At 61.0% G+C, this 24218-nt stretch carries 18 protein-coding genes; 5 read left to right on the forward strand and 13 right to left on the reverse strand.

Translation table 11 applies throughout. The features are described from left to right. The first annotated feature begins 66 nt into the window (after positions 1–66). The 3 genes from PZH32_RS01055 to PZH32_RS01065 all read left to right on the forward strand — a co-directional run bounded on the left by PZH32_RS01055 (position 67) and on the right by PZH32_RS01065 (position 6100). A complete protein-coding gene (locus PZH32_RS01055; RefSeq protein WP_275205781.1) occupies positions 67–1182 on the forward strand; it encodes an MBL fold metallo-hydrolase in 1116 nt (371 codons plus the stop codon). 143 nt (positions 1183–1325) lie between these two features. Next, entirely contained in the window at positions 1326–3932 is a 2607-nt protein-coding gene (locus PZH32_RS01060) for a YhgE/Pip domain-containing protein (protein ID WP_275205782.1), read from the forward strand. Between the two features lie 2 nt (positions 3933–3934). Then, entirely contained in the window at positions 3935–6100 is a 2166-nt protein-coding gene (locus tag PZH32_RS01065; RefSeq protein ID WP_275206888.1) for a YhgE/Pip domain-containing protein, read from the forward strand. Between the two features lie 66 nt (positions 6101–6166). Here the strand turns inward: PZH32_RS01065 and PZH32_RS01070 are convergent, their stop codons facing one another. From PZH32_RS01070 to PZH32_RS01125, 12 genes are all read right to left on the reverse strand, one after another. Further along, positions 6167–8992 carry an ATP-dependent Clp protease ATP-binding subunit gene (locus PZH32_RS01070; RefSeq protein WP_275205783.1) on the reverse strand — a complete coding sequence of 942 codons (2826 nt, stop codon included), beginning with the start codon at positions 8990–8992 and terminating at the stop codon, positions 6167–6169. A gap of 10 nt (positions 8993–9002) precedes the next feature. Then, complete coding sequence (locus PZH32_RS01075) at positions 9003–9380, reverse strand: heat shock protein transcriptional repressor HspR (protein WP_275205784.1); 378 nt, start codon at positions 9378–9380, stop codon at positions 9003–9005. Next, positions 9371–10330: a DnaJ C-terminal domain-containing protein gene (locus PZH32_RS01080; protein ID WP_275205785.1), complete on the reverse strand. Its 960-nt coding sequence runs from the start codon at positions 10328–10330 to the stop codon at positions 9371–9373. Before PZH32_RS01080 ends, PZH32_RS01075 begins: the two co-directional genes overlap by 10 nt. Before the next feature lie 71 nt (positions 10331–10401). After that, entirely contained in the window at positions 10402–11100 is a 699-nt protein-coding gene (locus tag PZH32_RS01085; RefSeq protein ID WP_275205786.1) for a nucleotide exchange factor GrpE, read from the reverse strand. A 5-nt stretch (positions 11101–11105) separates the two neighbouring features. After that, complete coding sequence (gene dnaK / locus PZH32_RS01090) at positions 11106–13010, reverse strand: molecular chaperone DnaK (RefSeq protein ID WP_275205787.1); 1905 nt, start codon at positions 13008–13010, stop codon at positions 11106–11108. Positions 13011–13399: 389 nt separating this feature from the next. Continuing rightward, positions 13400–14326, reverse strand: coding sequence for a SurA N-terminal domain-containing protein (locus tag PZH32_RS01095; protein ID WP_275205788.1), 927 nt, complete (start codon positions 14324–14326; stop codon positions 13400–13402). Between the two features lie 209 nt (positions 14327–14535). Further along, positions 14536–14724 (reverse strand): 4Fe-4S binding protein, encoded by a 189-nt coding sequence (locus tag PZH32_RS01100; protein ID WP_275205789.1) that lies wholly within the window; start codon positions 14722–14724, stop codon positions 14536–14538. A 195-nt stretch (positions 14725–14919) separates the two neighbouring features. Next, the gene (locus tag PZH32_RS01105) at positions 14920–16383 is read right to left on the reverse strand and encodes a helix-turn-helix transcriptional regulator (RefSeq protein WP_275205790.1); all 1464 of its coding nucleotides are present in this window, start codon (positions 16381–16383) and stop codon (positions 14920–14922) included. A gap of 108 nt (positions 16384–16491) precedes the next feature. Then, positions 16492–18294 carry an FAD-dependent oxidoreductase gene (locus PZH32_RS01110; protein WP_275205791.1) on the reverse strand — a complete coding sequence of 601 codons (1803 nt, stop codon included), beginning with the start codon at positions 18292–18294 and terminating at the stop codon, positions 16492–16494. 194 nt (positions 18295–18488) lie between these two features. Then, positions 18489–19514, reverse strand: coding sequence for a hydrogenase expression/formation protein HypE (hypE, locus tag PZH32_RS01115; RefSeq protein ID WP_275205792.1), 1026 nt, complete (start codon positions 19512–19514; stop codon positions 18489–18491). A gap of 162 nt (positions 19515–19676) precedes the next feature. Beyond that, on the reverse strand, positions 19677–20123 hold the full coding sequence (gene nikR, locus PZH32_RS01120) for a nickel-responsive transcriptional regulator NikR (RefSeq protein WP_275205793.1): 447 nt from the start codon (positions 20121–20123) through the stop codon (positions 19677–19679). Continuing rightward, positions 20110–20364: a dynein gamma chain protein gene (locus tag PZH32_RS01125; protein ID WP_275205794.1), complete on the reverse strand. Its 255-nt coding sequence runs from the start codon at positions 20362–20364 to the stop codon at positions 20110–20112. Before PZH32_RS01125 ends, nikR begins: the two co-directional genes overlap by 14 nt. Before the next feature lie 88 nt (positions 20365–20452). Here PZH32_RS01125 and PZH32_RS01130 point away from each other — a divergent pair, with 88 nt between their 5' ends. Further along, positions 20453–20896: a hypothetical protein gene (locus tag PZH32_RS01130; protein WP_275205795.1), complete on the forward strand. Its 444-nt coding sequence runs from the start codon at positions 20453–20455 to the stop codon at positions 20894–20896. Positions 20897–20903: 7 nt separating this feature from the next. On the opposite strand, the gene PZH32_RS01135 is transcribed toward PZH32_RS01130, so the two are convergent. Continuing rightward, on the reverse strand, positions 20904–22316 hold the full coding sequence (locus PZH32_RS01135) for a phosphoglucosamine mutase (protein WP_275205796.1): 1413 nt from the start codon (positions 22314–22316) through the stop codon (positions 20904–20906). A 337-nt stretch (positions 22317–22653) separates the two neighbouring features. Here PZH32_RS01135 and PZH32_RS01140 point away from each other — a divergent pair, with 337 nt between their 5' ends. Then, positions 22654–24123 (forward strand): helix-turn-helix transcriptional regulator, encoded by a 1470-nt coding sequence (locus PZH32_RS01140; RefSeq protein ID WP_275205797.1) that lies wholly within the window; start codon positions 22654–22656, stop codon positions 24121–24123. Positions 24124–24218 lie beyond the last annotated feature (95 nt).

Consider the following 24218-nt stretch of genomic DNA (forward strand, 5'->3'; position numbering starts at 1 on the left):
GGCGCAAAATAGGTGTCACCGTTGCTTCATCGGCTTCCCACAAAGACACCGTATACCAAGGAACCTATGGCTGCGCCCTACAACCTCATGCCCTGGCTCGACCAGCCCCACGAAGGGGAATATCGCTCCTACACCGACTGCGCCGGCGCGGTGCATTACGTGCCCGTGCGCTATCCCCAGGTGACCGCCACTCCCGTACTGGAAGCAGTCGAAGAGTTGCCAGGGCTCTTCCACACCGCCTTCGCCTTGGACGGGTTCCACTTCTGCGACCGCATCGACTTGTATGCCGTGGGCAACCCCCAGGACGGCGGTCTCCTGGTAGACACCGGCCACTACGACCTGTGCGGCATGACCTTCCTCGACGACCTTGCCCGAGCCACGGGCGGCACCTGGGCGAACACGGAGATATTTCTCACCCACCTTCACGATGACCACGCGGGCAACGTGCCCTATGCACTCCACCAAGGGGCACGGCGGGTGTACCGCGGCTCGTGTCAGTCCTTCAGCCCCCAGGCCGTGCAGCAGTTCCTCACTATTACCGGCGCCCGTGCGGCGGGTGACGCGGCCCTCGACGAATTCGCGGCCTTCCTGCTGGGCGACGGCAACCCGCTTTTCGAGAGCTCCCCCGCGGTTTCCCCTGTCAACGAAGGCGATGCCTTCGACCGCGCCGGCTTTCACCTGGAGGTGCTGGACACCCCTGGGCATACAGCCGAGCACCGCTGTCTCATCGACCGCGAGCGCGGAATCCTGTTCACGGGCGATCACCTGATTTTCGGCGCCCCTGGCGTTATGCAGCTGCAAGCCGACCAGCATTTGCTTTCTAGCTACCTAAGCAGCATGGCTTCCTTGCGGGCGGAAGGCCTCCAACGGGCACTGCTCAGCCATCATGAAGCCCTGACCAGCACCGATGACATCAGCCAGCTGATCGACCGCATCATCGCCGCCCACCAGCGTCCCCTGGACAAGACGGCGGCCGTCTTGCAAGCGGAAGGTCCCGCCACGGTCTACGCCGTCACCGCTGCCTACGATGCCGGCCGGCCCGGCGGCCTCGCGGGCCAACCTCGCGGCGTTCGGGCGCGTCGAGTGGCCACCCTGTTCGGCTACTTGGATTATCTGGTCGACACTGATCGCGCCCGCCGCCACACCGACGACGACGGCGCGCTTGTCTACGAAGCAATCTAGGAACGCCGAATCTTCTCCGTGACCCCCGCCTAACGCCAGGACACAAGGCGTTGACAAAGCGACGGTACGGCCCGGTCCATCGCTGAGCTTTGGGATAATTTTTCCCAGCAATCATCCATAGCAAGCTCAGGGCGAGGCACGAAGTGTTCAAGCGCGCGCAGGCATATCTCGGCGTCATCTTCGCCATCTTTCTTCGGGACGTGAAACGCGTGCTGCGCAACCCCATTGCCCTCATTGTGGTGCTGGGCATGGCCGTCATCCCCTCGGCCTACGCCTGGTACGTGGTGGCCGCCAACTGGGACCCCTACAACAACACCGCCTCTATGAAGGTGGCGGTGGCCAACAACGATCAGGGCGCCGACAGCCCCGTGGCCGGCTCGCTGGACGTGGGCGCCCAGGTGGTGGACCAGCTGAAGGACAACCACGAGCTGGGCTGGGAGTTCACCGATACGGAAAGCGCCATCAACGGCGTATACGAGGGCCGCTACTGGGCCGCCCTGGTTATTCCGGAGAATTTCAGCGAGGACTTCGCCAGCGTCTTTACAGGGCATTTCACCAAGCCCTCCTTGGATTACTACGTCAACGAGAAGCCCTCTTCCATTGCGCCCAAGGTAACCGACGCCGGCGCCCAGGCCGTGCAGAAGGCCATTGACGAGAACTTCGTGAAAACCGTCTCCGAGAAGGTGGTGGACACCACCCAGGACGCCGGCGCCTATGCCGAAGAGAAGGGCGATGCCTCGGAAAAGAGCCTGGCCTCGGGCTTGAAAACCGCCCACGACACCGTGGCCAACACCCGCGACACCCTCACTTCTTTGCAGAAGACCGTCGCCTCTACCCGCACCTCGGTGTCCCACGCCGCCGACACCATTACCGGTGCCCAAAACGACGTGCCCCACTTGCTCGAAGCCCTGAGCGATTCCCAAACCCTACTGAGCGATGCCCGAACAGCAGCCAACGCTTACGGCGCCGAAGTGGCGAAGAACGCCGTAGACGGCGCCCTGAAACTGAGCGCGGCAGCCACCAGCGCCCAGCAGGCCCTGGGCTCCGTGGAGGGCGCCGTCTCTCAAGCCGAGACGCAGACCAACGCCGCCCTAGCCGACGCCAAGGACTTGCTGGCGGCCAATAAGAAGCTGATCGCCGCCCTGGAAAAGCAGGCGCCCGACAACGCCACCATAACCAGCGCGGTGAACCAAGCCCAGGAAGCCGGCACCCAGCTGGAGCAAACGGTCCAATCATTGACCGACCTGAGCTCGTCCCTCTCCTCGACGGCCAGCTCCTTGGAGCAGGAGGCCAGCGCCCTGGACCAAGCGGCCCAAAGCGGCGCCTCCACCATCCAAAGCACCGCCCAGCAATTCCAATCCTCCGTCCTTCCGAATCTTTCATCGAGCCTGGACGACCTGGTCAGCGCCTGCGGCACCCTGGAAGGCGCCCTCAAGGGCATCGAGCCGTCGCTGGCCCAATGCCAAACGCTGCTGAAGGAGCTTGACAACACCCTGGAAACCGCCGAAACCTCCCTAGGCACCACCGCCTCTTCCCTCACGGCCATGGAGAAGAACCTCGATCGCTCCCTCAAGGACCTGACCGCCCTGCAAGACTCAGCCACCGTCAAGGATCTGGCCACCTACCTCAAGATCAACCCCGACGACATTGGCTCCTTCATGGCCTCGCCCGTCGCCCTGAAAACCGTGCCCGTGTACCCGGTGAAGAACTACGGCAGCGGCGTGGCACCGTTCTTCACCAATCTGGCCCTGTGGGTGGCCGGCTTCATCCTGATGGCCATCGTGCGTCTGCGCGTCGATCCCACGGGCCTCCCGAAATTCACCCCCACCCAGGCCTACTTCGGGCGCTGGCTGTTCTACGTGGTCATCGGACTTGCCCAAGGACTCATCTGCTGCGCCGGCGACCTGCTTATGGGCATCCAGTGCGAAAGCCCCGCCGCCTTCATCGGCGCCGGCCTGCTGACCGTCTTCGTGGACGTCAACCTCATGTACGCCCTGGCCTACGCGTTTCGCCATATCGGGAAGGCCATTGCCGTCATCCTGCTTATCATGCAAATTCCCGGCAGCTCCGGCATGTTCCCCATCGAGATGATGCCCGCGTTCTTCCAGGCCATTCACCCGCTGCTGCCCTTCACCTACTCCATCGATGCCATGCGCGAGGCCATCGGCGGCTTCTACGGTCTGAACTACCTGCGCGACATGCTGCTGTTGGGGCTTCTCTTCGTGCCCGCCGGGTTCCTTATTGGCCTGGGGCTCGGACGGGCCGATTTCAACCTGAACGTCATGTTCGATGAGAAGCTGGGCGCCACCGATCTGTTCCAGGCCGAGCCCGTTACGTCACGCACCCGGGCCGCCGTCCTGGGGAGTGCCATGCGCCTAAAAACGCGCACCCTCATGAAGGCCCTGCTCAACACTGAAGCGTTCCGCGAAAAGCTGCTGGTCCGCGCCGCCTGGTTCAAGCGCAACTATCCGCGGCTCACCCGCATTGGCTGGATTGCCGTTTTCGCCCAGCCGCTAATCACGTTCCTTATCATGGTGCTGGTCCATGCCAGCGTCGATGTGCGCGTGGAAATGCTGGTGGCCATGGTCATCGGCATCATCGCCGTCGACATCTACCTTATTGTGATCAGCTTCTTGAACGCCAGCCTTACCCATCAACTGGCCCTGGCCAACTTGAGCACCGCCGACCTGCAGAAGGAGGCACGGCGCCAACTGGGATCGTCGCCAACCGAAGGAGGCGACGAACAGTGAAAATGATCTGGGCCATCTTCGCCAGCGATATGCAGCATTTGCTGCGCAACGTCATTGCGGCCATTGTGGTGGTAGGCCTGGTGCTGGTACCGCCCCTTTACGCCTGGTTCACCACCTTGGGCTTTTGGGACCCGTACTCGAACACGGGCAACATCAGCGTGGCCGTGGCCAACAGCGACGAGGGCTACCAGTCCGATCTCATCCCCACCAAGATCAACACCGGCGAGCAAATTGTCTCCGCCCTGCGGGCCAACGACCAGTTCCACTGGGAGTTCGTCTCGGAAGACGAGGCCCTGGAAGGCGTGCGTTCAGGCGCCTACTACGCGGCTATCGTCATCCCCCCTTCGTTCACGGCGGACCTGATGACCGTCTTCTCCAGCGACATCAAGCATGCCGACATTGTGTACTACGACAACGAGAAGGAAAATGCCATCGCCCAGCGCGTCACCTCTACGGGCGCCACCGACCTCGAGGAAACCATCGATCAAACCTTTACGGAAACCGTAGCCAAAGTTGCCCTGGGCACTACGTCGAGCCTGACTAACTTTATGAGCGGCGAAGGCTTGATGAGCTACGTGCAGCAGCTTCTTGCCCGCATGGACACCGCCACGGAGGAGCTGGAATCGGCCTCCTCGCAAGTAAGCTCCTACGTAGGACTGCTCGGATCGACCACGGCGTTGGTGAAGGCGTCGGCCACGGTGCTCAAGGACGCCGGATCGGCCCCCACCTCGGTTACGCCCCTCATCGACGATGCCCGCAGCGGCCTTGCCAGCGCCAGCCAAGGCTTGAGCAGCGCTTCAAGCGCAGCCGACCAGGCCCTGGCCAGCGCTTCGTCGAGTTTGGATGCCGTGCAGAGCGCCACCGACAGCGCCTTCGCCACCATGGAGCAGGACCCAGCCGCGGCGCAGAAGGTCCTCACCTCCTGCCAAACCGACGTGGCCACCCTGAAGAAGGCCTACGAGGACCTGAGCCGTAAGCTGGAAGAGCTGCTCCCCAACAGCGACACCGCCACCGCCGCGGCCCAGGTGGTGAACCAGCTAGGCGCCCTGGAAACCACCCTCGGCCAAGCATCCTCTCAGCTGAACACCGACCAGGCAAGCCTTGAGAGCGCCCAAACCGCCACGGACCAAGCCCTGGACGAGGCGCGCCAAGCGCTGGACACCTCGCAGGGTACCTATCGCGCCCAGCTGCAGCAGAGCCTCGACTCCCTTTCCACCAGCCTGGCCTCGGTGGGAGAAGACGCCAAGGGCCTGACCGACTCGCTGCAAACCACCGCTACCAGCCTGGGTAACACCACTTCGTCCCTAGCCACGAGCCTCGATAAGGCCCGCGACTCGCTAAAGAAGACCGCCAAAGCGCTCCGCCAGGCAACCGCGGAGCTCAAGCAGGCCCACGACGATTTGCAGCATGCCGTCAACACCGGCGACATCGACGAGGTGCGCCGCATCATCGGCAACAACCCCGACGCCGTGGCCCAGTTCCTGGCCGCTCCCACCCAGCTGGTCAAGCACCCGGTGTACGCCATGGCCAACAACGGCAGCGCCATGAGCCCCTTCTACACGTCGCTGTGCCTGTGGATCGGCGCCATCTTCATGGTGGCCCTCATGTCGGTGCAAGTGTCCCCGAAACGTCAAGCTGCTCTCACGGCGAAGGTAGGCCACGCCCCCACCCAAGCCGAGCTCTATCTGGGCCGCTACGGCGTTTTCGCCGTACTGGGATTGCTGCAGGCCATCATTGTCTGCCTGGGCAACGTCTTCTTCCTGGGCGTAGAGTGCCAGCACTTCTGGCTCTACCTGCTGGCCTGCTGCCTGACCTCTTTGGTCTTCACCAATCTGGTGTACACGCTCACGGTGTCCTTCGGCAACATCGGCAAGGCCATCGCCATTATCGGGCTGGTGCTGCAGCTGGGTGGCGCCGGCGGCCTCATGCCCGTGCAAATGTCGGCCCCCTGGTTCCAGGCCATCTACCCGTGGCTCCCCTTCGCCCACTCCATGGAAGCCTTCCAAGGAGCCATGGCCGGCATCTACGGCAACCACTTCGCCGTCAGCCTCGGCCTGCTCAGCGCCTTCCTTATCCCGTCCCTCATCCTGGGGCTCGTCCTGCGCCGCCCCGTCATCCGCCTCAACAACTGGTTCATGGCCCAACTAGACAAGACGAAGATTGTCTAAACAAAAGCGCCCGGGCTTGGCTCCCGGGCGCTTTCTGTGAAAGTGGGTATGTCAGGTGATGGCCAACTAGGCGATGGGATCCTCTCCCAGGTCGCCATTGCTCAGCGTGTCCAGATCCTCCAAGAGGTCATGGCCGTTCGGGCTCTGACCCTCATGAGGGGCGCCGTTCAGCAGCGCATCGTAGTCGGCATCGTTCAGGCTCATGGAGTTCTCGATGCGGGCGGTGTAGTTGCCTTCCGCATCCAGATCGATGAGCACGTGGCTGCGATCATGCAGCTGGCCGTTGATGACCTTCTCGGCAATGCGATCCACCACTTCGCGCTGGATGAGGCGCTTGAGCGGACGGGCGCCGTAGACCGGATCGTAGCCGTCGATGGCCAAGTGCTCCATGGCCGCCGGGGTAACGTCCAGCGTGATGCGACGTGCCTGCAGGCGGTCGCGCACTTCCTCGAGCTGCAGGTCCACGATAGGCTCGATGGCCGAAATGGACAACTCGTTGAAGGTGATCACGTCGTCGATACGGTTCAGGAACTCGGGACGGAACGTGGCGGACAGGGCGTCCTGGATCTTGTTCGTGAACTCCTGCATGCGCTTGGCGGCCTGCTCCGGCGTCATGTTCATCATCTTCTCGGCCATTTCGCCCATGGTCTCGCCACCCGTGGCCTCGGCCTCGTCGAAGGCGCGGCCCTCGGCGGCGTGCTCGCGGATGATCTGCGAGCCGATGTTGGACGTCATGATGATGATGGTGTTCTTGAAGTTCACCACGCGGCCCTGACCGTCGGTCAGACGACCGTCATCGAGCACCTGCAGCAAGATGTTGAAGACGTCGGGGTGAGCCTTCTCCATCTCGTCGAGCAGCACCACGCAGTAGGGGTTGCGGCGCACGGCCTCGGTCAGCTGACCGCCCTCGTCGTAGCCTACGTATCCCGGAGGCGCTCCAATCAGGCGCTGCACGGAGAACTTCTCCATGTACTCGGACATGTCGATGCGCACCATGGCCTTCTCGGAATCGAACAAGTACTCGGCCAGCGTCTTTGCCAACTCGGTCTTGCCCACGCCGGTGGGACCCAGGAACAGGAACGAGCCAATGGGGCGGTTCGGGTCGGACAGACCCGCGCGGTTGCGGCGAATAGCACCGGCCACCACGCCCACAGCCTCGTCCTGGCCGATGACGCGACCCTTCAGGACTTCCTCCAGGTCGACGAGCTTTTCCATCTCGCCCTGCATCATCTTGGCCACGGGAATGCCGGTCCAGGCGGCCACCACGGAGGCAATCTCCTCCTCGGAGACTTCCTCTTTCAGGATGGCGCCGTCCTGCTGCTTCAGCTTCACGGCTTCCTCGGCGGCGTGCAGCTGCTGCTGCAGGCCCGGAATGCGCGAGTAGCGAATCTCGGAAGCCAGCTGCAGGTTGCCCTCGCGGGTGGCGCGCTCCTCGTCAAGCTGAGCGCTTTCCAGCTCGGCCTTGAGGTTCTGCACATCGACGATGGCGTCCTTCTCGTTCTGCCACTCGGCCTTCTGGGCGTCGAGGGACTCCTGAGCCGCGGCAATGTCGTGGCGCAGCTTCTCCAGACGCTCCTTGGAGGCGTCGTCGGACTCCTTCATGAGCGCCTGCTCCTCGATTTGCATCTGGATGAGCTTGCGCTCGGCGGCGTCCACCTCTTCCGGCATGGAGTCGATCTCGATGCGCAGGCGGCTGGCCGCCTCGTCCATGAGGTCGATGGCCTTGTCGGGCAGGAAGCGGTCGGTGATGTAGCGATCGGACAACTCGGCCGCGCTGACGATGGCACCGTCGGTGATGCGCACGCCGTGGTGAATCTCGTACTTTTCCTTAAGACCACGCAGGATGGCGATGGTGTCCTCAACGGTGGGCTCGCTGACCATAACCGTCTGGAAGCGGCGCTCCAGAGCGGCGTCCTTCTCGATGTACTTGCGGTACTCGTCCAGCGTGGTGGCGCCAATGGCTCGCAGCTCGCCACGGGCCAGAGCCGGCTTCAGCATGTTGCCCGCATCGAGCGACGAATCGCCGCCGGCACCGGCACCCACGATGGTGTGCAGCTCGTCGATGAACAGAATGATATTGCCGTTGGCTTCCTTCACCTCGCGCAGCACGTTCTTCAAGCGGTCCTCGAACTCGCCGCGGTACTTCGCGCCGGCCATCATGGCGCCCAGATCCAGCGAGACAATCTCGCGGTCCTTCAGGCTGGAGGGCACGTCGCCGGCCACGATGCGCTGGGCCAGCCCCTCCACGATGGCCGTCTTACCAGTACCAGGCTCGCCGATGAGCACCGGGTTGTTCTTGGTGCGGCGGGACAGCACCTGGATGGTACGGCGAATTTCCTCGTTACGGCCGATGACCGGATCCAGCTTGCCCTCGCGGGCCTTCTGGGTAAGGTTCTCGCCGTACTGCTCCAGCGCCTCGAACTCCGTCTTGTCGGTCTGCGAGGTAACGCGGGTGTCGCCGCGCAGGCTCTCGTAGGCCGCCTCGATGTTCTTGCGGGTAACGCCGGCCGTGGTAAGGATGCGACCCGCAGCGCCCTTGTCCTCGGACAGGGCGATGAGCAGGTGCTCGCTGGTGGCGTAGGAGTCGCCCAGCTTCTCGGCGATCTTCACCGAGTTATCGATGACCTTGATAAGGTCTTGGCCGGGAATGGCCATGGGGGTGGCGCCAGTCTGCTTCGGCATCTTGGCAATCTCGTCGCTGACGTTCTGCGACAGCCAGACCGGATCGGCGCCGATGCGCTTGATGATGGCGGCAAGATTGTTCTCGTCGGAATCGAGCAGCGCCTTCAGCAAGTGAATGGGCTCGATGACGGCGGCGTCGGCATCGCCGGCCACGCCCATGGCGGCCTGAAATGCCTCTTGCGCCGTCACCGCCAACTTGTCTAGTCTCATATATGTCTCCTTATGGTAAGCGACGGGTGGGGGCTACGTGGACGATGGCCCCGATGGTCGCGCGGGTTTCCAGTTCTCGGACGCGATCGGCCAAGCGGCGCACGCGGGCGTGCAAATCTTCCACTTCGGCCTCGCGGTCGTTCAGTCGGCCCTCCAGATCAAGGATGCGGGTGACGCCGGCGAGGTTGATGCCCTCGCTGGTAAGCTCGTTGATCAGGTTGAGCCGATCGATGTCGGCCTGGGAGTACATGCGGGTGTTACCGCCGGTGCGCTGGGGCGTGACCAGGCCCTTTTGCTCGTAGGAGCGCAGGGTTTGAGGATGCACGCCGGCCAGCTCCGCAGCAATGCTGATCATGTACAGGGGCCGGTTCCTATCGTCTATTGCCATGGGCGCTTCTCCTCCTCACTGGCTGCGAGGAAGTCCTCCATGGCCTTTCTCTGCTCGTCGTTCATGTCGGTGGGCACGTCAACTTTGACGATGATCTTCAGGTTGCCGTTCTGCCCCTTGTTCTTCAGATCGGGCGCGCCCTTGCCCTTGATGGTAAGTACCTTGCCATCTTGGGTGCCGGCGGGCACCTTCACCTTGATTTTCTTGCCGTCGGGCGTGGGCACCACTACCGAGGCGCCCAGGGCGGCCTCGGCCACGTTCACCGGCAGCTCCACTACCACATCGGCCTTTTCGCGGCTGAAGTAGGGGTGGGCGTCGATCTTCGTGGTGATGAGCAGATCGCCCGCAGCACCGCCGTTGTCGCCCGGGGCACCCTGGCCCTTCAGGCGCACGCGGCCGCCGTCCACAGCACCGGCGGGCACCTTCACCGTATGGGTATCGGCCTCGCTCTTGCCGGGAATGCGCACGGTGATCTTCTTCTCCGTGCCGTTGAAGGCCTCGTCGAACGTGACGTTGAGCGTGACGTTCATATCCTGGCCCTTGCGGGGCTGGGGCTGACCGCCGAAGCCGCCGCCGAAGTCCCAGTTGCTTCCAAACGCACCTTCGCCGTGGCGAATGCTCTCCAGAATGTCGGCCCAGCTGCCGCCGAAGCCGCCACCGCCGTAGCCGCCGCCTCCGCCGAAGATGTCCTCGACGTTGAAGCCCTGGCCACCGCCCCATCCATGGGGAATCTGGTTTTCGTTCGCGGTGCCGTACTGGTCGTAAAGCTCGCGCTTCTTGTCGTCGCTCAACACCTCGTAGGCTTCGTTGAGCTCCTTGAACTTGGCCTCATCACCACCGGCGTCGGGGTGATGCTTGCGGGCCAACTTACGAAACGCCTTCTTGATCTCGTCGGCCGTGGCGGTGCGCGGAACGCCTAGCGTTTTGTAATAATCAGGCGTGGACGCCATTCGTTCCACCTCCGTTACTTTTCATCTATCGAATACAAGGGCGCACCATGAAAGTGCGCCCCCGATCAGTCTTACTCTTCCGTGTCCTCAGGCTTCTCCCGCTTCGGGCCGCCCGTGGTAATGGTTACCATGGCGGGCCTGAGCACCTTGTCGCCCATGCGGTATCCCAGTTGGTACACTTGGGAGACCGTCTCGTCGGGAACGCTGGGGTCGTCCACGGTTCCCACGGCTTGGCAAGCCAAGGCGTCGAAGGCCTCGCCGGCCGGATCGATGACCTGAAGGCCGCCCTTGGCCAGCGTGTCGACCAGCTTCGTCTGCACGGCCTTCACGCCGCCGAGCAAACCGGTCTCGCCGTTCTGCTCGGCGTAGTCCACCGTGCGGACGAAATCGTCCAGCACCGGCAGCAGGCTCTCCATGAGCTTTTCGGTGGCGCGGGCCTTCTCGGCCTCGCGCTGCTCGCCCATGCGGCGGCGGTAGGTGTCCCATTCGGCATGGAGACGCACGTACTTGTCCTGCCAGTCGGCAGCCTCGGCCTTGGCGGCGGCCACCACTTCGGACTCCTCGATGACGCCGGCTACCGCGTCGGCGGCGGCGCGCTCGAGTTCGTCGTCAAGCTGGCCGGCCTCGTTGGCCTCGATGACCTCGGCGTCGGCGACCACTTCAGCGTCGTGCGCGCCTTCGCTGGCGGCCACGGAGGCCGCCGCCTGAGCGGCAGCCTCCATATCGGCGGGGGTAGAAGAGGCGACTTTGTCCTTATCGGGCGTCGTCATCGTTCTTACTTCCCTTCGTTCTCGTCGTCGACTACCTCGTAGTCGGCCTCGATGGTGTCATCGGCCGGAGCCGTCTCGGCAGCGGCGGCCTGAGCACCCGCGGCGGCACCCTCGGTGGAGTACACAACCTCGGCGAGCTTGTAGCCGGCCTGCTGGATCTTCTCGGTAGCAGCCTTGATGGCATCGAGATCGGTGCCCTCAAGAGCGCTCTTGGTCTCGGCGATGGCCTCCTCGGCCTGGGTCTTGGCGTCGGCCGGCACCTTGTCGCCCAACTCATCCAGCGTCTGCTGGGTGGCGTTCACCAGAGCGTCGGCGTTGTTGCGCACCTCGGCTTCTTCCTTGCGAGCGGCATCCTCTTCGGCGTGCTGCTCGGCGTCCTTCACCATGCGATCGACTTCGTCGTCGGACAGGGCGGTGGAGCCGGAGATGGTGATCTGCTGCTGCTTGCCCGTGCCCAGGTCCTTAGCGGACACGTTCACGATGCCGTTGGCGTCGATGTCGAAGGTAACCTCGATCTGCGGCACGCCACGGCGAGCAGCCGGGATGCCGGTAAGCTGGAAGCGGCCGAGCGTCTTGTTGCCCGCGGCCATCTCGCGCTCGCCCTGCAGGACGTGCACCTCAACGGAGGTCTGGTTGTCGGCCGCCGTGGAGTAGATTTCCGTCTTGCGGGTAGGAATGGTGGTGTTGCGCTCGATCATCTTGGTCATCACGCCGCCCATGGTCTCAACGCCCAGGGACAACGGGGTAACGTCAAGCAGCAGGATGCCCTGCACGTCGCCGGCAAGCACGCCGCCCTGAACGGCAGCGCCCATGGCCACTACCTCGTCCGGGTTCACGGACATGTTCGGGGCCTTGCCCGTGAGCTGCTTCACCAGCTCCTGCACGGCCGGCATACGGGTGGAGCCGCCGACCAGGATAACCTCGTCGACCTCGCCCATCTTCAGGCCGGCATCCTTCAGCGCCTGCTCGACCGGCTTCTTGCAGCGGTCCAGCAGGTCCTTCGTGATGCGCTCGAACTCAGCGCGGGTGAGCGTGAGGTCGAGGTGCTTCGGGCCAGAGGCGTCAGCGGTGATGAAGGGCAGGTTGATGTTGGTCTGGCTGGTGGAGGAAAGCTCCATCTTGGCCTTCTCAGCGGCTTCCTTCAAACGCTGCAGGGCCATGGGGTCCTTGCGCAGGTCGATGCCGTTCTCGGCCAGGAACTTGTCGGCCATCCAGTCGATGATGCGCTGGTCCCAGTCGTCGCCGCCCAGGTGGTTGTCGCCAGCGGTGGAGGCTACCTCGAACACGCCGTCGCCCAGCTCAAGCACGGACACGTCGAAGGTGCCGCCGCCCAGGTCGAAGACGAGGATCTTCTCGTCGTGGTCAACCTTGTCAAGGCCGTAGGCCAGAGCCGCAGCAGTAGGCTCGTTGATGATACGCAGAACCTCGAGGCCGGCGATCTTGCCAGCGTCCTTGGTGGCCTGACGCTGAGCGTCGTTGAAGTAGGCCGGGACGGTGATGACCGCCTGGGTGATGGGCTCGCCCACCTGCTTCTCGGCGTCGGTCTTCAGCTTCTGAAGAACCATAGCGGAGATTTCCTCGGGGGTGTAGTCCTTGCCGTCAATGTCGATGACGGCGCGTCCGTCCTTGCCCTTCTGCACCTTGTAGGACACGGTCTTCTGCTCTTCGGGGGTTTCGTCGAAGGAGCGGCCGATGAAGCGCTTGACGGAGGAAACGGTGTTCTCAGGGTTGGTGACGGCCTGGTTCTTTGCGGCCTTGCCTACCACGCGCTCGCCGTCCTTGCGGAAGCCCTCGACGGACGGGGTGGTGCGGTCGCCCTCGGCGTTCACCAGGATTTCGGGCTCGGAGCCCTCCATGACGGCCATGGCGGAGTTCGTGGTGCCCAAGTCAATGCCAAGAATCTTGCTCATTGTGTACTGCCTCGCTTTCACAGAATTACTTGCATAGTGCTGATGTTGGATGACAGTATAAAATCTAAGTCTATGGCTGTCAAGTTATCTGCATAGCCTTAGATGATAGAGAGTCACCAGGGAGCACTTTAGGCCCCCGCACTCAAGAATCCTGACAGCACGGAGAGCTTGTAACAGCGAGAAAAACGAGCCGTTACCTGGGCGAAAGGAGAAAAACTTTGCCATCATCAGGTCATTTAGTACCTTTATACTCATGAATGAAGAAACTATGGAGAACACCTGTTCGCTCTCTTTCAATCACACTCGCTAGCCTCCATCCCAAACAAAAAGGGCGCCCTCTGGTGAGAGCGCCCTCAGGAAGCTTGAGTACGTAGCTGGAAGAATATCTTCTATTCAGCGTCGCCGTCTTCCTCGAGCTCCAGCTCGTCAAGGTCGATCACATTGCCGTCCTCGTCCAGATACACCATATCGTCCGTGCCGGCGTCGGCGCCCTCGATGGTGTAGTCGCTTCCGTCGCCAAGGCTGAAGCCATCCTCAGCCGCGCTCTGATAGGGCGTCATGTCGATGTCGTAGGGCAGACCCTGGGGCATGGGATTCTCGGTCACGCCCTTCTGCTGCTTGTAATCCTCGAGCCACGCCATGAAGAGGGTGCCGTCCTGGTCTTCGGTGATCTGGTCGCCCAAAGCCACTTCCATGATCTTCTGCTCAAGGAGCATGGGGATGAGGCTGTCTTGGATATAGGACTCCTCGGTCATGCCGTAGGCGGCCAGATCCTCCTCGTACTCCTCGTCAGATTCGTACATGGACTTCAACTCGGCCAGCGCGCTGTCGATGTCGTCCTGCGTTACCTCGATATTGAACTCCTGGGCAGCCAGGTTGTACAGCTGCTCGTAGACAAAGCTGTCGAGAATATCCTGACGGGCGGTTTCCGGCGTGTACCCATAGGCAGCCAGCCACTCTCCCCAAGCTTCGTCGGTTTCCAGGCCGGAATCCTGGCGGAAGCCGGCAATGTAGTCCGTGATGTCCTGCTCCATAATGTTCTGCCCGTTCACCGTAGCAGCAACGGCGTTGGCGTCCACCGTAGCCGTGGCGCCGTCGTTGGCCGCGTCGGGCGACTCGGCCTCCACCTCGGAGTTCACCGCAGCTTGATCGGGCCCCATCAAGGCCGAAATGCCAAGCGTAGTGCCCAGGCACAACACCAACATGAGGACGAAAGCGCCAGCGATAAGGCCCCAAACCGCCCCCGTAGAACGGGGCTCAGGCGCAGCGGTCTCCGGGGTTGCCGCTTCTTGTGTGTTTGTCTTTTCTTCAGTCATGAATGCTCCTTCGGGCACAAAGTCCCTGTTCAAGATTGAGATGCCACCAATAGCGGCGTGAGGTACTCGCAGTAGTGTAGGGGTTGGCCCCCTCTTAAGGCATGGTGGCGACGAATTCTTCAGAAAAGCTTGTCCAAGCTGAAAGCCGCCTGAAGCCATAAAAAAGCACCCCCGCCGAAGCGAGGGTGCACCATAAGCTGAGAGACTGGTTAGTCCTCGACGATCTCGGGGATGGCGCCCATGGGGCACTCCTCGACGCAGTCGCCGCAGGCGATGCAGGCCTCGTCGTTGACGGACTCGGCAACGCCGTTCACAACCTCGAGCACTTCCTGGGGGCAGGCGTCGACGCAGATGCCGCAGCCAATGCACTCGTCAGCTTCGATTACCGGATGAGACATGGGAAGCTCCTTTGTTCTCGGTATGATTTCCTCGTCTAATGAAGCGGTAGGCGCAGGGCCCCTCCAACTACATTGCGCAAGATACCATGAAAGCATCGCCGCGCAAGCAGGAATGAAGAATTTTTCAGGGGGCGGCATCCACCCGCTTTCACCCCTGCCCAATCCGCCGGTAAACGGTACCTAGCAGATGCGCGATCAGCGCCCCGGGGCTTCTTCCTCAAGTCGATCGATGAGCTCCTGCTTGTTGCCGACCGCAACTTTTTGATAAATATGGCGAACGTGGCTTTTGACGGTATTTAACGAAATGCTCAACCCCTCGGCAATCACCGGCATGCTCCTCCCCTGCACGAGAGGATGAAGCACCTCACGCTCTCGATCGCTCAAGCCATGCCTCACGCCAAACTCTTCTACCATAGCCCAGCTGCGACTCTCCTCGCGAGAAGGCTCAGCCTCGTCAAGGGCTCCCCAAAGGGCATCAGGGCGCCCGTCGTTAAGCACCAGCATCAAAATAATAACAATAAGATAAACCAGCGAAGAGGAAAGTGCCGTCATCTGCTCGGCGGTAAGACTGACAGACACCGTGAGAGCAATAACCGCAAGAGCCGCCACGAACGTACCCGCCGCGGTCAAAATGCGCACCAGCCCTGTTACAACTGTTGTCGATGCGCGTTGGCTCTTGACAAGGCCAAACAGCACGGCCCAAATCATGCAATCAAAACAGCCGTAGCCAATATGCGCGATTATCTCAATCACATATCCGTAGCCATTGAAGAGAAACGGGAGAAACAGAAACCCCGCGATAATAACCAAGATTGACGCCTTGTAGGCAATGCGCGGTTTCCAGCCGAACACACTCATGCCCACGAAGAAAAGCAGGCAGGTAGCACCTCGCGCAAGAAATCGAGCACCGTCACTTCCTCCGCTCGCACTAGCTCCTGGCGTAGCGTAGAGAAACATTATCACGCCAAAATATGCACTGTAGCTCACCAGCAGCAACGCGAACCGCCATGGAAGCACCGAGGCCAACAACCCTCGAGGTACCGGATCCATCAGATCGTACTCTGCCGCTCGATTTACGGAATCTGGATTGTCCTCTTCCTGATGAGACAACACCCAGGCAGCCCCCATGCTAAGAAGGGGCATCGCTCCGAGAACCGCAACACGGAGACCACCCGTAAGGTTCATAACAATCAGATAGACCACACAGGAGAAAGCAATAGAGCCGGGCACCCATACGCTTCCCCGATTTTGACCATCGCGCGCGTACACCTCGGCCCACACAAGCGTCATGGCACCCATGGTCAGCCCATTGATGGCCAGCCCAACACCAAAGAGGGCCTCGCTCTGCTGAGCTCCCCACGCAAGAAGCAAACTCCCACTCGCTCCAGCCAAAGAAATCGCTCCTACAATGAGACGCTGCCGCAAGGACCGAGCTCCAAAGTCTTGGCAAAAGTTCAGCACAATCGCAAAGAACGCAATCGCAAAAGGAAGGCACACCAGGGAAGAATAGCGAGAGAACAAAATCGACTGATCGACGCCCCCAAACGTTAGCGGACTGCTAAAAAGCGTCAGGTCAATCCACGCCCAATACAGCCCGAATCCTACCATCGCCGCCACCGAGGTAGTATCGAAATATGACACCCTGCGCTTATCGGACACGCCATCCCCCTCTCATTAAGGACGTTGGGCCGTCTGACGGCCCAACGTCCTTGCCTTCCATCATAGCGCAGGGAGGGAGTACGCTACTGATGGCCCTAGGAAAGAAACCTACTCTACGCCTGCCAGCTGTCGGCCAAGAACATACGGAAGGGCCCCGCACACCGAGCCAAGATTCAATCCCGGCACGTAGAACGAATAGATCGAACCATAGAAGTCGCCGATCATACTGCCTACGCAATAAAGACCTTCGATGGGCTCATCGTTCTCATCGCAAATTTGCAGCTTGCTGTTGGTGCGCGGACCACCGAGCACCGTAAGGAAGGTGTAGTCCGTAGGCGTTGTCTTCGCGCCATAAAACGGCGGGGTCTTAACAGGAACCAGAATGCTTTCCACGTCCTGGAATTCCTCATCGTAGCCTTGTTCGCAATAACGATTCCAGTTCTCGATGGTTTTCTTTGCCGTTTCTTGGTCGATATCGTCCCATTGAGCCAGAAGATCTTCAATGGTGTCAGCCTTGATCATGGTTCCCTGCTCAACGTTGCCATCCCACATTTCCGGCATAGCCGAGGCAGGCGTTGACGGGATGCCGTTCACATTTTTGTAGCAGCTGCCAAGATTCCATTCGTCGCGGATGTTCGCATAGTCCGCATCCCACACGTAGAAGATCTTCTCCTGGGGTCGATGGCGTACAACATTGAGAATATGCGCGATGTTGGAATCCTCGTTCATGAATCTTTCGCCATAAATGTCCATGTTGATGCCGAAAAAGCTGTCCAAGCCTTCGGGGTTAGGCCAGGTGGGCCAAATGTGCATATTGCAGAAGCAGGTAGTGTTCTTTTGCCAAGCGGCCCCAACCCACAAAGCCATCTTGTGTCCGTCGCCGGGATACAGTCCGTCATAGACAAGGCCCGCATCGTAATCAATGTTGTCCCAGGTGATCTTATCCTTGAAAATCTCATAGGCTTCGGGGGAGTATCGAGCCATCATGTCACGATCTTTCGAAAAGTCTCCCGTAGCAAGCACAATGGCCTTCGTGCCAACATACTTTATGTACTTACCATCCTTGTCCTGGGCTATAACGGCGGAGACGCGTCCCTTCCCGTCATCGTCTCGAACCAGCTGAAGAGCCTTGGTGCTGTAATAGATCGTGCCGCCAGTTGACTCAATTTTGCTCGCATAGCCTGCTGCCTGCTGGGGAGCACCCTCCAAAGCACCGTTCGGAGTCTCCTCGTTCCAGAAATTATGTGCGGACGGAGGACAAGAAGTGATTCCATCGGGGTCCACATAGGCATTCTCCAAGCAAGGCTTAAGCCCCACTTCGGCCATAATGTCAATTTGCCAGTCCATGAACTCAGCGGAGCGGTTAACCCACGTAGCCCACTTTTTGGTGTCCAAGTTGAAGCTATTGATCAACTGCTCCACCTTGACGATCTCCTGCGCTTTTTGGGGATCGTAGTCGACGCCCATCTCTTTTTGGTATTTCGAGCCAATAGCGTTGTTCGATCCTCCGCGTCCGATGGGCTTGGAGCTTGCCGTAACAACAACTACGTCGGCGCCTGCCATTGAGGCTGAGCAGCCACAGCACATGCCCGACATACCACCGCCCACAACAACCACCTCAGACTCGATGGTTTCCGCAATGTCACTATCGGCAATGGGTTCAGGAGGAATTTCGAACGACCATTTTTCGGTTTCGAACTTATCAAGCGTCATAAGAGACGAATCATTTGCCGGAGAAGAGGTCTGTCCAGCTGTGGGAGCCTGGGGACTGCATCCCGCTAACGCACCGCTCGCCATTCCAGCCACGCCAAGAGCAAGGCCTCCCTTGAGAAAATCACGACGATTCAGTTTGCTTTCCACGTTTATCCCATCCCTTTCATCTTGTCTTTCTTTCGCCTCTTGCGTGCTCACGCAACAAGGCTTCGAGCAAAGTATGGGATTCGGCAACAGCCGCTACCAACCTCCTTTAGTAATGATTTTCCAGGTCAAAGCATCACTACTTTAGTATGAAAGCCTCATCTTTCCCAAAAAAGAACCCTCCCATCGTCTTCGAAAGAGCGAGGGGAGGGCTTGTCAAAAACCAAGGATTGCTTGATAAGCGATAGCTAGCAGATGCGCGGCAGTTGTTCACCGACGAGCATGTCCAGGATGCGCGTACTGCCGAAGGCGGTGCGCAGGAACACTTTGGGGCCGCGGGTCTCGTCGGCCGCCGCCACGGTGCCGATGATCGCCGCCTCGACGCCATAAGGACTTTCATGCATGGCCGCCAAGGCCGCTTCAGCCTCATCGGCCGGCACGACACACACCATCTTGCCCTCGTTGGCCACCTGCATCACGTCGTAGCCCAGCATCTCGCAGGCACCGAGCACGGCGTCGCGCACGGGCACCGCGTCTTCCTCGATGGTGATGTCGGTGTTCGATTGAGCAGCCAGCTCGTTGAGCGTGGAAGCCAGACCGCCGCGCGTGGGGTCGCGGAAGCAGCGCGTGTGCGGAGCCGCCTCCAGCACCGCAGCGATAAGATGATTGAGCGGCGCCGCATCGCTTTCAATGTCCGCCGAGAAGTTCAAGCCCTCACGGCAGCTCATGATAGTGATGCCGTGGTCGCCCAGCGTGCCGGTGACCAGCACCACATCCCCCGGCTGAATCTGCGCGCCGCCCAAGTTCACGCCCTCGGGCACGGCACCCACGCCGCTGGTATTGATATAGATGCCGTCGCCATGGCCGCGATTCACCACCTTGGTGTCGCCCGTGACGAAACGCACGCCGGCTTCTTTGGCCGCCTCGGCCATGGAGGCGCAGATGCGGCGCAGATCGTCCATGGGAAAGCCCTCTTCCAAGACGAAGGCGCAGGAGAGGTAGAGCGGACGGGCACCCGAAGTGGCCACATCGTTCACCGTACCGCACACGGCCAAGCGGCCGATATCGCCGCCGGGGAAGAAATGCGGCGTCACCACGAAGCTGTCCGTCGAATAGGCCAAGCGCTCGTCGGGAGCCAGCGGGGGCAGCACCGCGGCATCGTCGCCCCGCAGCAGCTCGTCGCTACCATAGGCCTCGAAGAACACCTCGTCGATGATGCGCTTCATCATCGAGCCGCCCGAACCATGGCCGAGCATTACCTTCTCATCTGCCATTACATGAACCTTCCTTGTTATAACCAGCACAAACCCGCGAAGGAGACGGCGGGTGTGCCGACCGAGCGAGTTCCGCAGCGACTGAAACAGCCCAGTGGGCTGTTTCACCAAGCGAGGACTGTTTGAGCGAATCGGCATGCCCGCCGGCTCCGCCTCGAGGATTTACATGAACCTTCCCGTGGTGGTAAGCACCAGCTTGCCGTTCTTCACGCCCTTGGTGCCCAAGATGAGGTTGGCCACACTTTGCACGAGGCCCGTTTCTCCGCGCATGACCACCACCTCCAAGCACATGTGCTCGTCCACGTGCACATGCATGGTGGAGATAATGGTGTCGAAGTAGTCGTGCTGAATGGTGTGCAGCTTTTCCTGCAAATCGTTGGAATGATGGTCGTAGACAATGGTGAGCGTGCCCATGACCAGCGAGCCCGGCGTGGCGCACTCTTCTTCAACCAGTGCGTCGCGCACTAAATCGCGCACGACCTCGCTGCGGTTCTTCGCCAAACCGCGGCGTGCTACCAGCTGATCGAACTCGATGAGCAGCCCCTCGGGCATGGCCACCGAGAAACGCACCAGATCGTTGCTGGAAGGGCGCGGCTTACACGAGCTCAACGGTCACTCCCGTGGCGTCCACGGCATCGTCGTCGATGGCATCCTTGGCCTCGTCGAGGGCAGCGCGCACGTCGTCGAGCAGATGCTGAACGGCGTGAAGCTTCTCGCCCACCGTGGCAAAACCCGCGTCGGCTGCGGTGTGCGCCAAGTTGTGGGCCCAGCGACGCTCAAGCTTGATATGGTCGTCAATCTGGTCGATCATCATTTCCAACTGACCGGTGTTCACTCCGTTGGTGCACATGGGATGCCTCCTCAGGTTTGCTACTATATTAGTAAGGATGTTTTAACCCGAACCGCCTTCCGGTGCAAGATAGGGTGTGATTTATTCCGTGAAAAGTAACATGTTTGAGGTGACGGGCGAGTCGGTGCTCACCCTGTACGAGTCGCACCTGACCGGCACGCCAGCTTCCACCTTGCTGGTGGTAACCGAGAAGCCCCTGAGCACGGAGGCCCTCACGGCCCTGGAAAAATCTGCCGCCTCCTTGGAGTTCGGCGAAGCGCCTCTGGCCGTGGCTGTTATCGAAACTCCCGAGGGTGCCCTGGGCGCCGAAGACGTGCGCACCATCGTGGAGGGGCTCGATCCCGTGGCCCTGGTGGTGGTCGACGCTTTCGCTGCTGAACTGGTTTCCACGGCCTACCGGCTACCCGTGGCTTTGAACGACAAGAACCGCGTGCTGGGGCGCACAGTGGTGGCCTTCGAGGATTTCGAGGCGCTCATGAAAACGCCCGCCGACAAGCAGCGGGCGTGGGCACTTCTTAAGAAGCTGGTATAGCGGCGGCCTACAGGCTGGTGACCACCTGCTCGGCGGCGTCCAGCAGCTGCTCCACTTCCTCGGTGGTAGCCGCTTCGGCGTAGACGCGCACCAAGGGCTCGGTGCCGCTGGGGCGCATCATCACCCAAGCGTCGCCTTCCAGCAACAGCTTCACGCCGTCGCGTCGATCGACGTCCAGCACGCGCTTGCCGCCGATTTCCTCGACCATGAACGTGGGCACGGTCTCGGCGCGGAAGCGGGCCATCTGCTCCGGTGTGATAGAGAGGCCGCGACGGGCGAACTCCATGCGACCCACCTCTTCGAGCATGTCTTCCACCAAGGTGCCCAGATCCTTGCCCGACTGCGCCATGCACTCGGTGAGCAGCAGGGCCATGAGCAGGCCGTCGCGCTCCTTCACGTGCCCCGGCAGGCCGATGCCGCCCGATTCCTCGCCACCGATCATGACGCCGCCCTTTTCCATTTCGGCATAGATCCACTTGAAGCCGACGGGCGTACTGACCAGCTCCAGCCCCAGCTTACGACACATACGGTCGAGCATGGCCGAGGCCGTGACCGTGGACACCACGCGGCCGGTTTCGCCGCGGTCGACCATGTGCTTGGTAAGCAACGTAATGATGCGATGGGGATTCACGAAGTTGCCCTGGGAGTCGCCGGCGGCAATGCGGTCGGCATCGCCGTCGTTCACGAACAGGGCGTCGTAGCCAAGTTCCTTCACCTTCGCCAAGCCGCGGTCGACCCAGGGCTGGATGGGTTCGGGGTGCAGCCCGTCAAAGGTGGGGTCTTCGGCATTGTCTATTTCGCACACCTCCACGCCCATGTCGCGCAGAAGCCCCGCCAGATACAAGCGGCCGGCACCGTAGAGCGGATCGACCACTACGCGCAGGTTCGCGGCGCGAATGGCCTCGACATCCACCAACTTGCGCAAGGCGGCCAGGTAGTCGGTCATGAGATCGACCTCGGTGAAGGGGCCGAGGATGTCCGTGGGCTGAGACGGGAGCACCGCCTCCACGCGATCGGTGAACTCGGCCGGGCTGGCACCGCCATCGGCCATGCGCAGCTTCACGCCCAGGTACTCCGCAGCGTTGTGGGAGCTGGTAAGCATGATGCCTCCCACCGCATCGTCGTTGTGAGCCACCGACCAGCACAGCGTGGGGGTGGGGCAATAATCTTCCGTCAGCAGCACGTTGAAGCCATGACCCGCGGCCACCTGAGCGGCCAGCTGGGCATAGGCATGGGCGTCTTGGCGGCAGTCATGACCGACAATGAGCGTGCCCGGATGATCGGCATCGCGACCCGCAGCCACGGCGTCCTCCTTGAACACGCGAGCGGCGGCGTCAATGACTCTATTGAGGTTGTCGGGGGTGAAGTCCTCCCCGATAATGGCGCGCCAGCCGTCGGTTCCGAAATGAATATCAGCCATGGTTGCTTCCTTCCTCGGCCGCAATGGTTTCTTTTAAGCGCCGGCTCTACGGCAACTTGCCCTCAATTATAGAGGAAGCGGTGCGACGCACTTGCCCCGCGGGCTTTGTTTTTCCATTTCGAAACGCCGTCCCCCTGAAAGCAGCTGGACGGAGAGTAGGTTGGCTCCAAAACGGATCAAATGCGGCCAAACGAGCGAAGCTTCGCTACAATAGACACGCCAACCTCGCCGATTGGCCCACTGCCAGCGTGCGCCGCTTCCGAGGAGTCGAGCCACTATGCCTTCATCAGCGCCTACCAGAGACCGAGCTCTCTTCAGCCCCCTCACCTGGCTAGCCATGGCCAGTCTTGTGTGTGCCATTACTACTGAAGAGCTATTGGGCTACCAGCTCTTCTCGTGGGGAAATGAGGCCCTGAGCAGCTATTTGCTTCTGCTGGCCTCGCAAGCCGTCTTTGCGGGAGTTCTCCTAGCCCTCGGTCCTCGCATCAAGTCTCTTTTGCAACGAAAAACCCTGCTTATCGCCCTGATGGTTATCGCGCTTCTTGGCGCCGTGATTGCCGTAGCAGGCGGCGCCGAGGGCGCCGCCGCCTTGTTTGCCCTGGGTTTTGTCCTGCTCTCACTCGCGTCGTTTCTGCTCAAGGTCATCAATCTCGAGATTCTTGCCGAACTGCCGCCACGCACACTCGGCTTAGTCGTGTTCGCTGCGGTGCTCATCCAATCGGCATGCGCCCCTATCTTTACCCTGTCCTCGACGCTCAGCTGGATGCTTGCCGGCATCACCGCCGTGGCAGGCGTGGGCTGCGCGGCCGGCGCCGAAAGGCTTCACTGGCAACAAGCAGAGCAGGATCCTGCCCCCGGCACCACCTCGTTCCAACGCCCTTTCTCTCCATCCGCCTCCGTTCTCGTGGGCGTGGGCATCATCTGTGTGGGGGTTTCGTTCCTCAACCCCCTGGCGTTCTATCCTTCTATTAGCCCCACCGCCTTCGTCTCGTTCACCTTCCTTACTCACTTCGCCGCGGCGCTGCTTTTCGGCCTGGTAGTGCTTTTCGGCCGCGGGACGTCCTATGCCACCGCCTTCCGAAGCGTCGACACCTTGGTGCTGGTGGGCTTCTTCCTTATGGCGCTCCTGGGCGTGAGCGCGCTGGCGCCGCGGGCCGTCTGCACCATTGCCTTCAGCCTCTTCGAATTCGTTACCTTCCTGGCTTTGGCCGACTTGGCCTCCTATTCGCGCACGAATCATTTGCGCCTGTTCGGCGGCTATTACCTCCTCATGCGCCTGTGCTCCCTCCTGGGCATAGCCTTGAACGCCGACGACGTGATACTGGCGAGCTTCGGGCTGCCGATTTCGCTCTTTGGATCACTTCTATCGGTGGCGTGCGTGATCGCCTCTATCTGGCTGCTAACCGAGCCGCACCTTAACCGCTTCTTCTGGGGAAACCCCGCCGACGAAATCGGCCGTGCTTCGCAAGGGCGCTTGGCCAGCCCCCAAGAGCTCAACAGCGTCCAAGGCCCTGCCGAGCAAGATGACGCGCTCGCTTTGGAGCCTCAAGGAAGTCGTCGGGCCTTGGAGGAACTCATTGCGGAAAGCGTGACTCGTCTGGCCGAGGACCACGGTCTGACGCCCCGGGAACGCGAAGTGTTTAGCCTTATGGCCCAAGGGCGCAGCTCTACGTTTATCAGCGAGGAGCTCTTCGTGAGCACTAACACCGTACGCAAACATATCGCCCATGTGTATGAGAAGTTGGGCGTTCATTCGAAACAGGAACTTCTCACTCTCGTACAGCAAGAGAGTTCGAAAAATTCCTGATCAGAGCCTTGGAGTAGCTTCTTACCCATTTTGTACCAGATGATGCCCACCCCTCCGAATGGTGCACTTTGGGGTTAGATCCGACCCTTTCCTCC

Origin of the sequence: Adlercreutzia equolifaciens (assembly GCF_029076695.1) — a bacterium.
GTDB classification, from domain to species: Bacteria; Actinomycetota; Coriobacteriia; order Coriobacteriales; family Eggerthellaceae; genus Adlercreutzia; species Adlercreutzia equolifaciens_A.

What these genes read in the sequence shown, in the direction of transcription:
- PZH32_RS01055 (WP_275205781.1), top strand. Translation starts at nt 67, where the DNA reads ATGGCTGCGCCCTACAACCTCATGCCCTGGCTCGACCAGCCCCACGAA.
- PZH32_RS01065 (WP_275206888.1), top strand. Translation starts at nt 3,935, where the DNA reads ATGATCTGGGCCATCTTCGCCAGCGATATGCAGCATTTGCTGCGCAAC.
- PZH32_RS01070 (WP_275205783.1), bottom strand. Translation starts at nt 8,992, where the DNA reads ATGAGACTAGACAAGTTGGCGGTGACGGCGCAAGAGGCATTTCAGGCC.
- PZH32_RS01075 (WP_275205784.1), bottom strand. Translation starts at nt 9,380, where the DNA reads ATGGCAATAGACGATAGGAACCGGCCCCTGTACATGATCAGCATTGCT.
- PZH32_RS01080 (WP_275205785.1), bottom strand. Translation starts at nt 10,330, where the DNA reads ATGGCGTCCACGCCTGATTATTACAAAACGCTAGGCGTTCCGCGCACC.
- PZH32_RS01085 (WP_275205786.1), bottom strand. Translation starts at nt 11,100, where the DNA reads ATGACGACGCCCGATAAGGACAAAGTCGCCTCTTCTACCCCCGCCGAT.
- dnaK (WP_275205787.1), bottom strand. Translation starts at nt 13,010, where the DNA reads ATGAGCAAGATTCTTGGCATTGACTTGGGCACCACGAACTCCGCCATG.
- PZH32_RS01095 (WP_275205788.1), bottom strand. Translation starts at nt 14,326, where the DNA reads ATGACTGAAGAAAAGACAAACACACAAGAAGCGGCAACCCCGGAGACC.
- PZH32_RS01100 (WP_275205789.1), bottom strand. Translation starts at nt 14,724, where the DNA reads ATGTCTCATCCGGTAATCGAAGCTGACGAGTGCATTGGCTGCGGCATC.
- hypE (WP_275205792.1), bottom strand. Translation starts at nt 19,514, where the DNA reads ATGGCAGATGAGAAGGTAATGCTCGGCCATGGTTCGGGCGGCTCGATG.
- PZH32_RS01125 (WP_275205794.1), bottom strand. Translation starts at nt 20,364, where the DNA reads ATGTGCACCAACGGAGTGAACACCGGTCAGTTGGAAATGATGATCGAC.
- PZH32_RS01135 (WP_275205796.1), bottom strand. Translation starts at nt 22,316, where the DNA reads ATGGCTGATATTCATTTCGGAACCGACGGCTGGCGCGCCATTATCGGG.
- PZH32_RS01140 (WP_275205797.1), top strand. Translation starts at nt 22,654, where the DNA reads ATGGCCAGTCTTGTGTGTGCCATTACTACTGAAGAGCTATTGGGCTAC.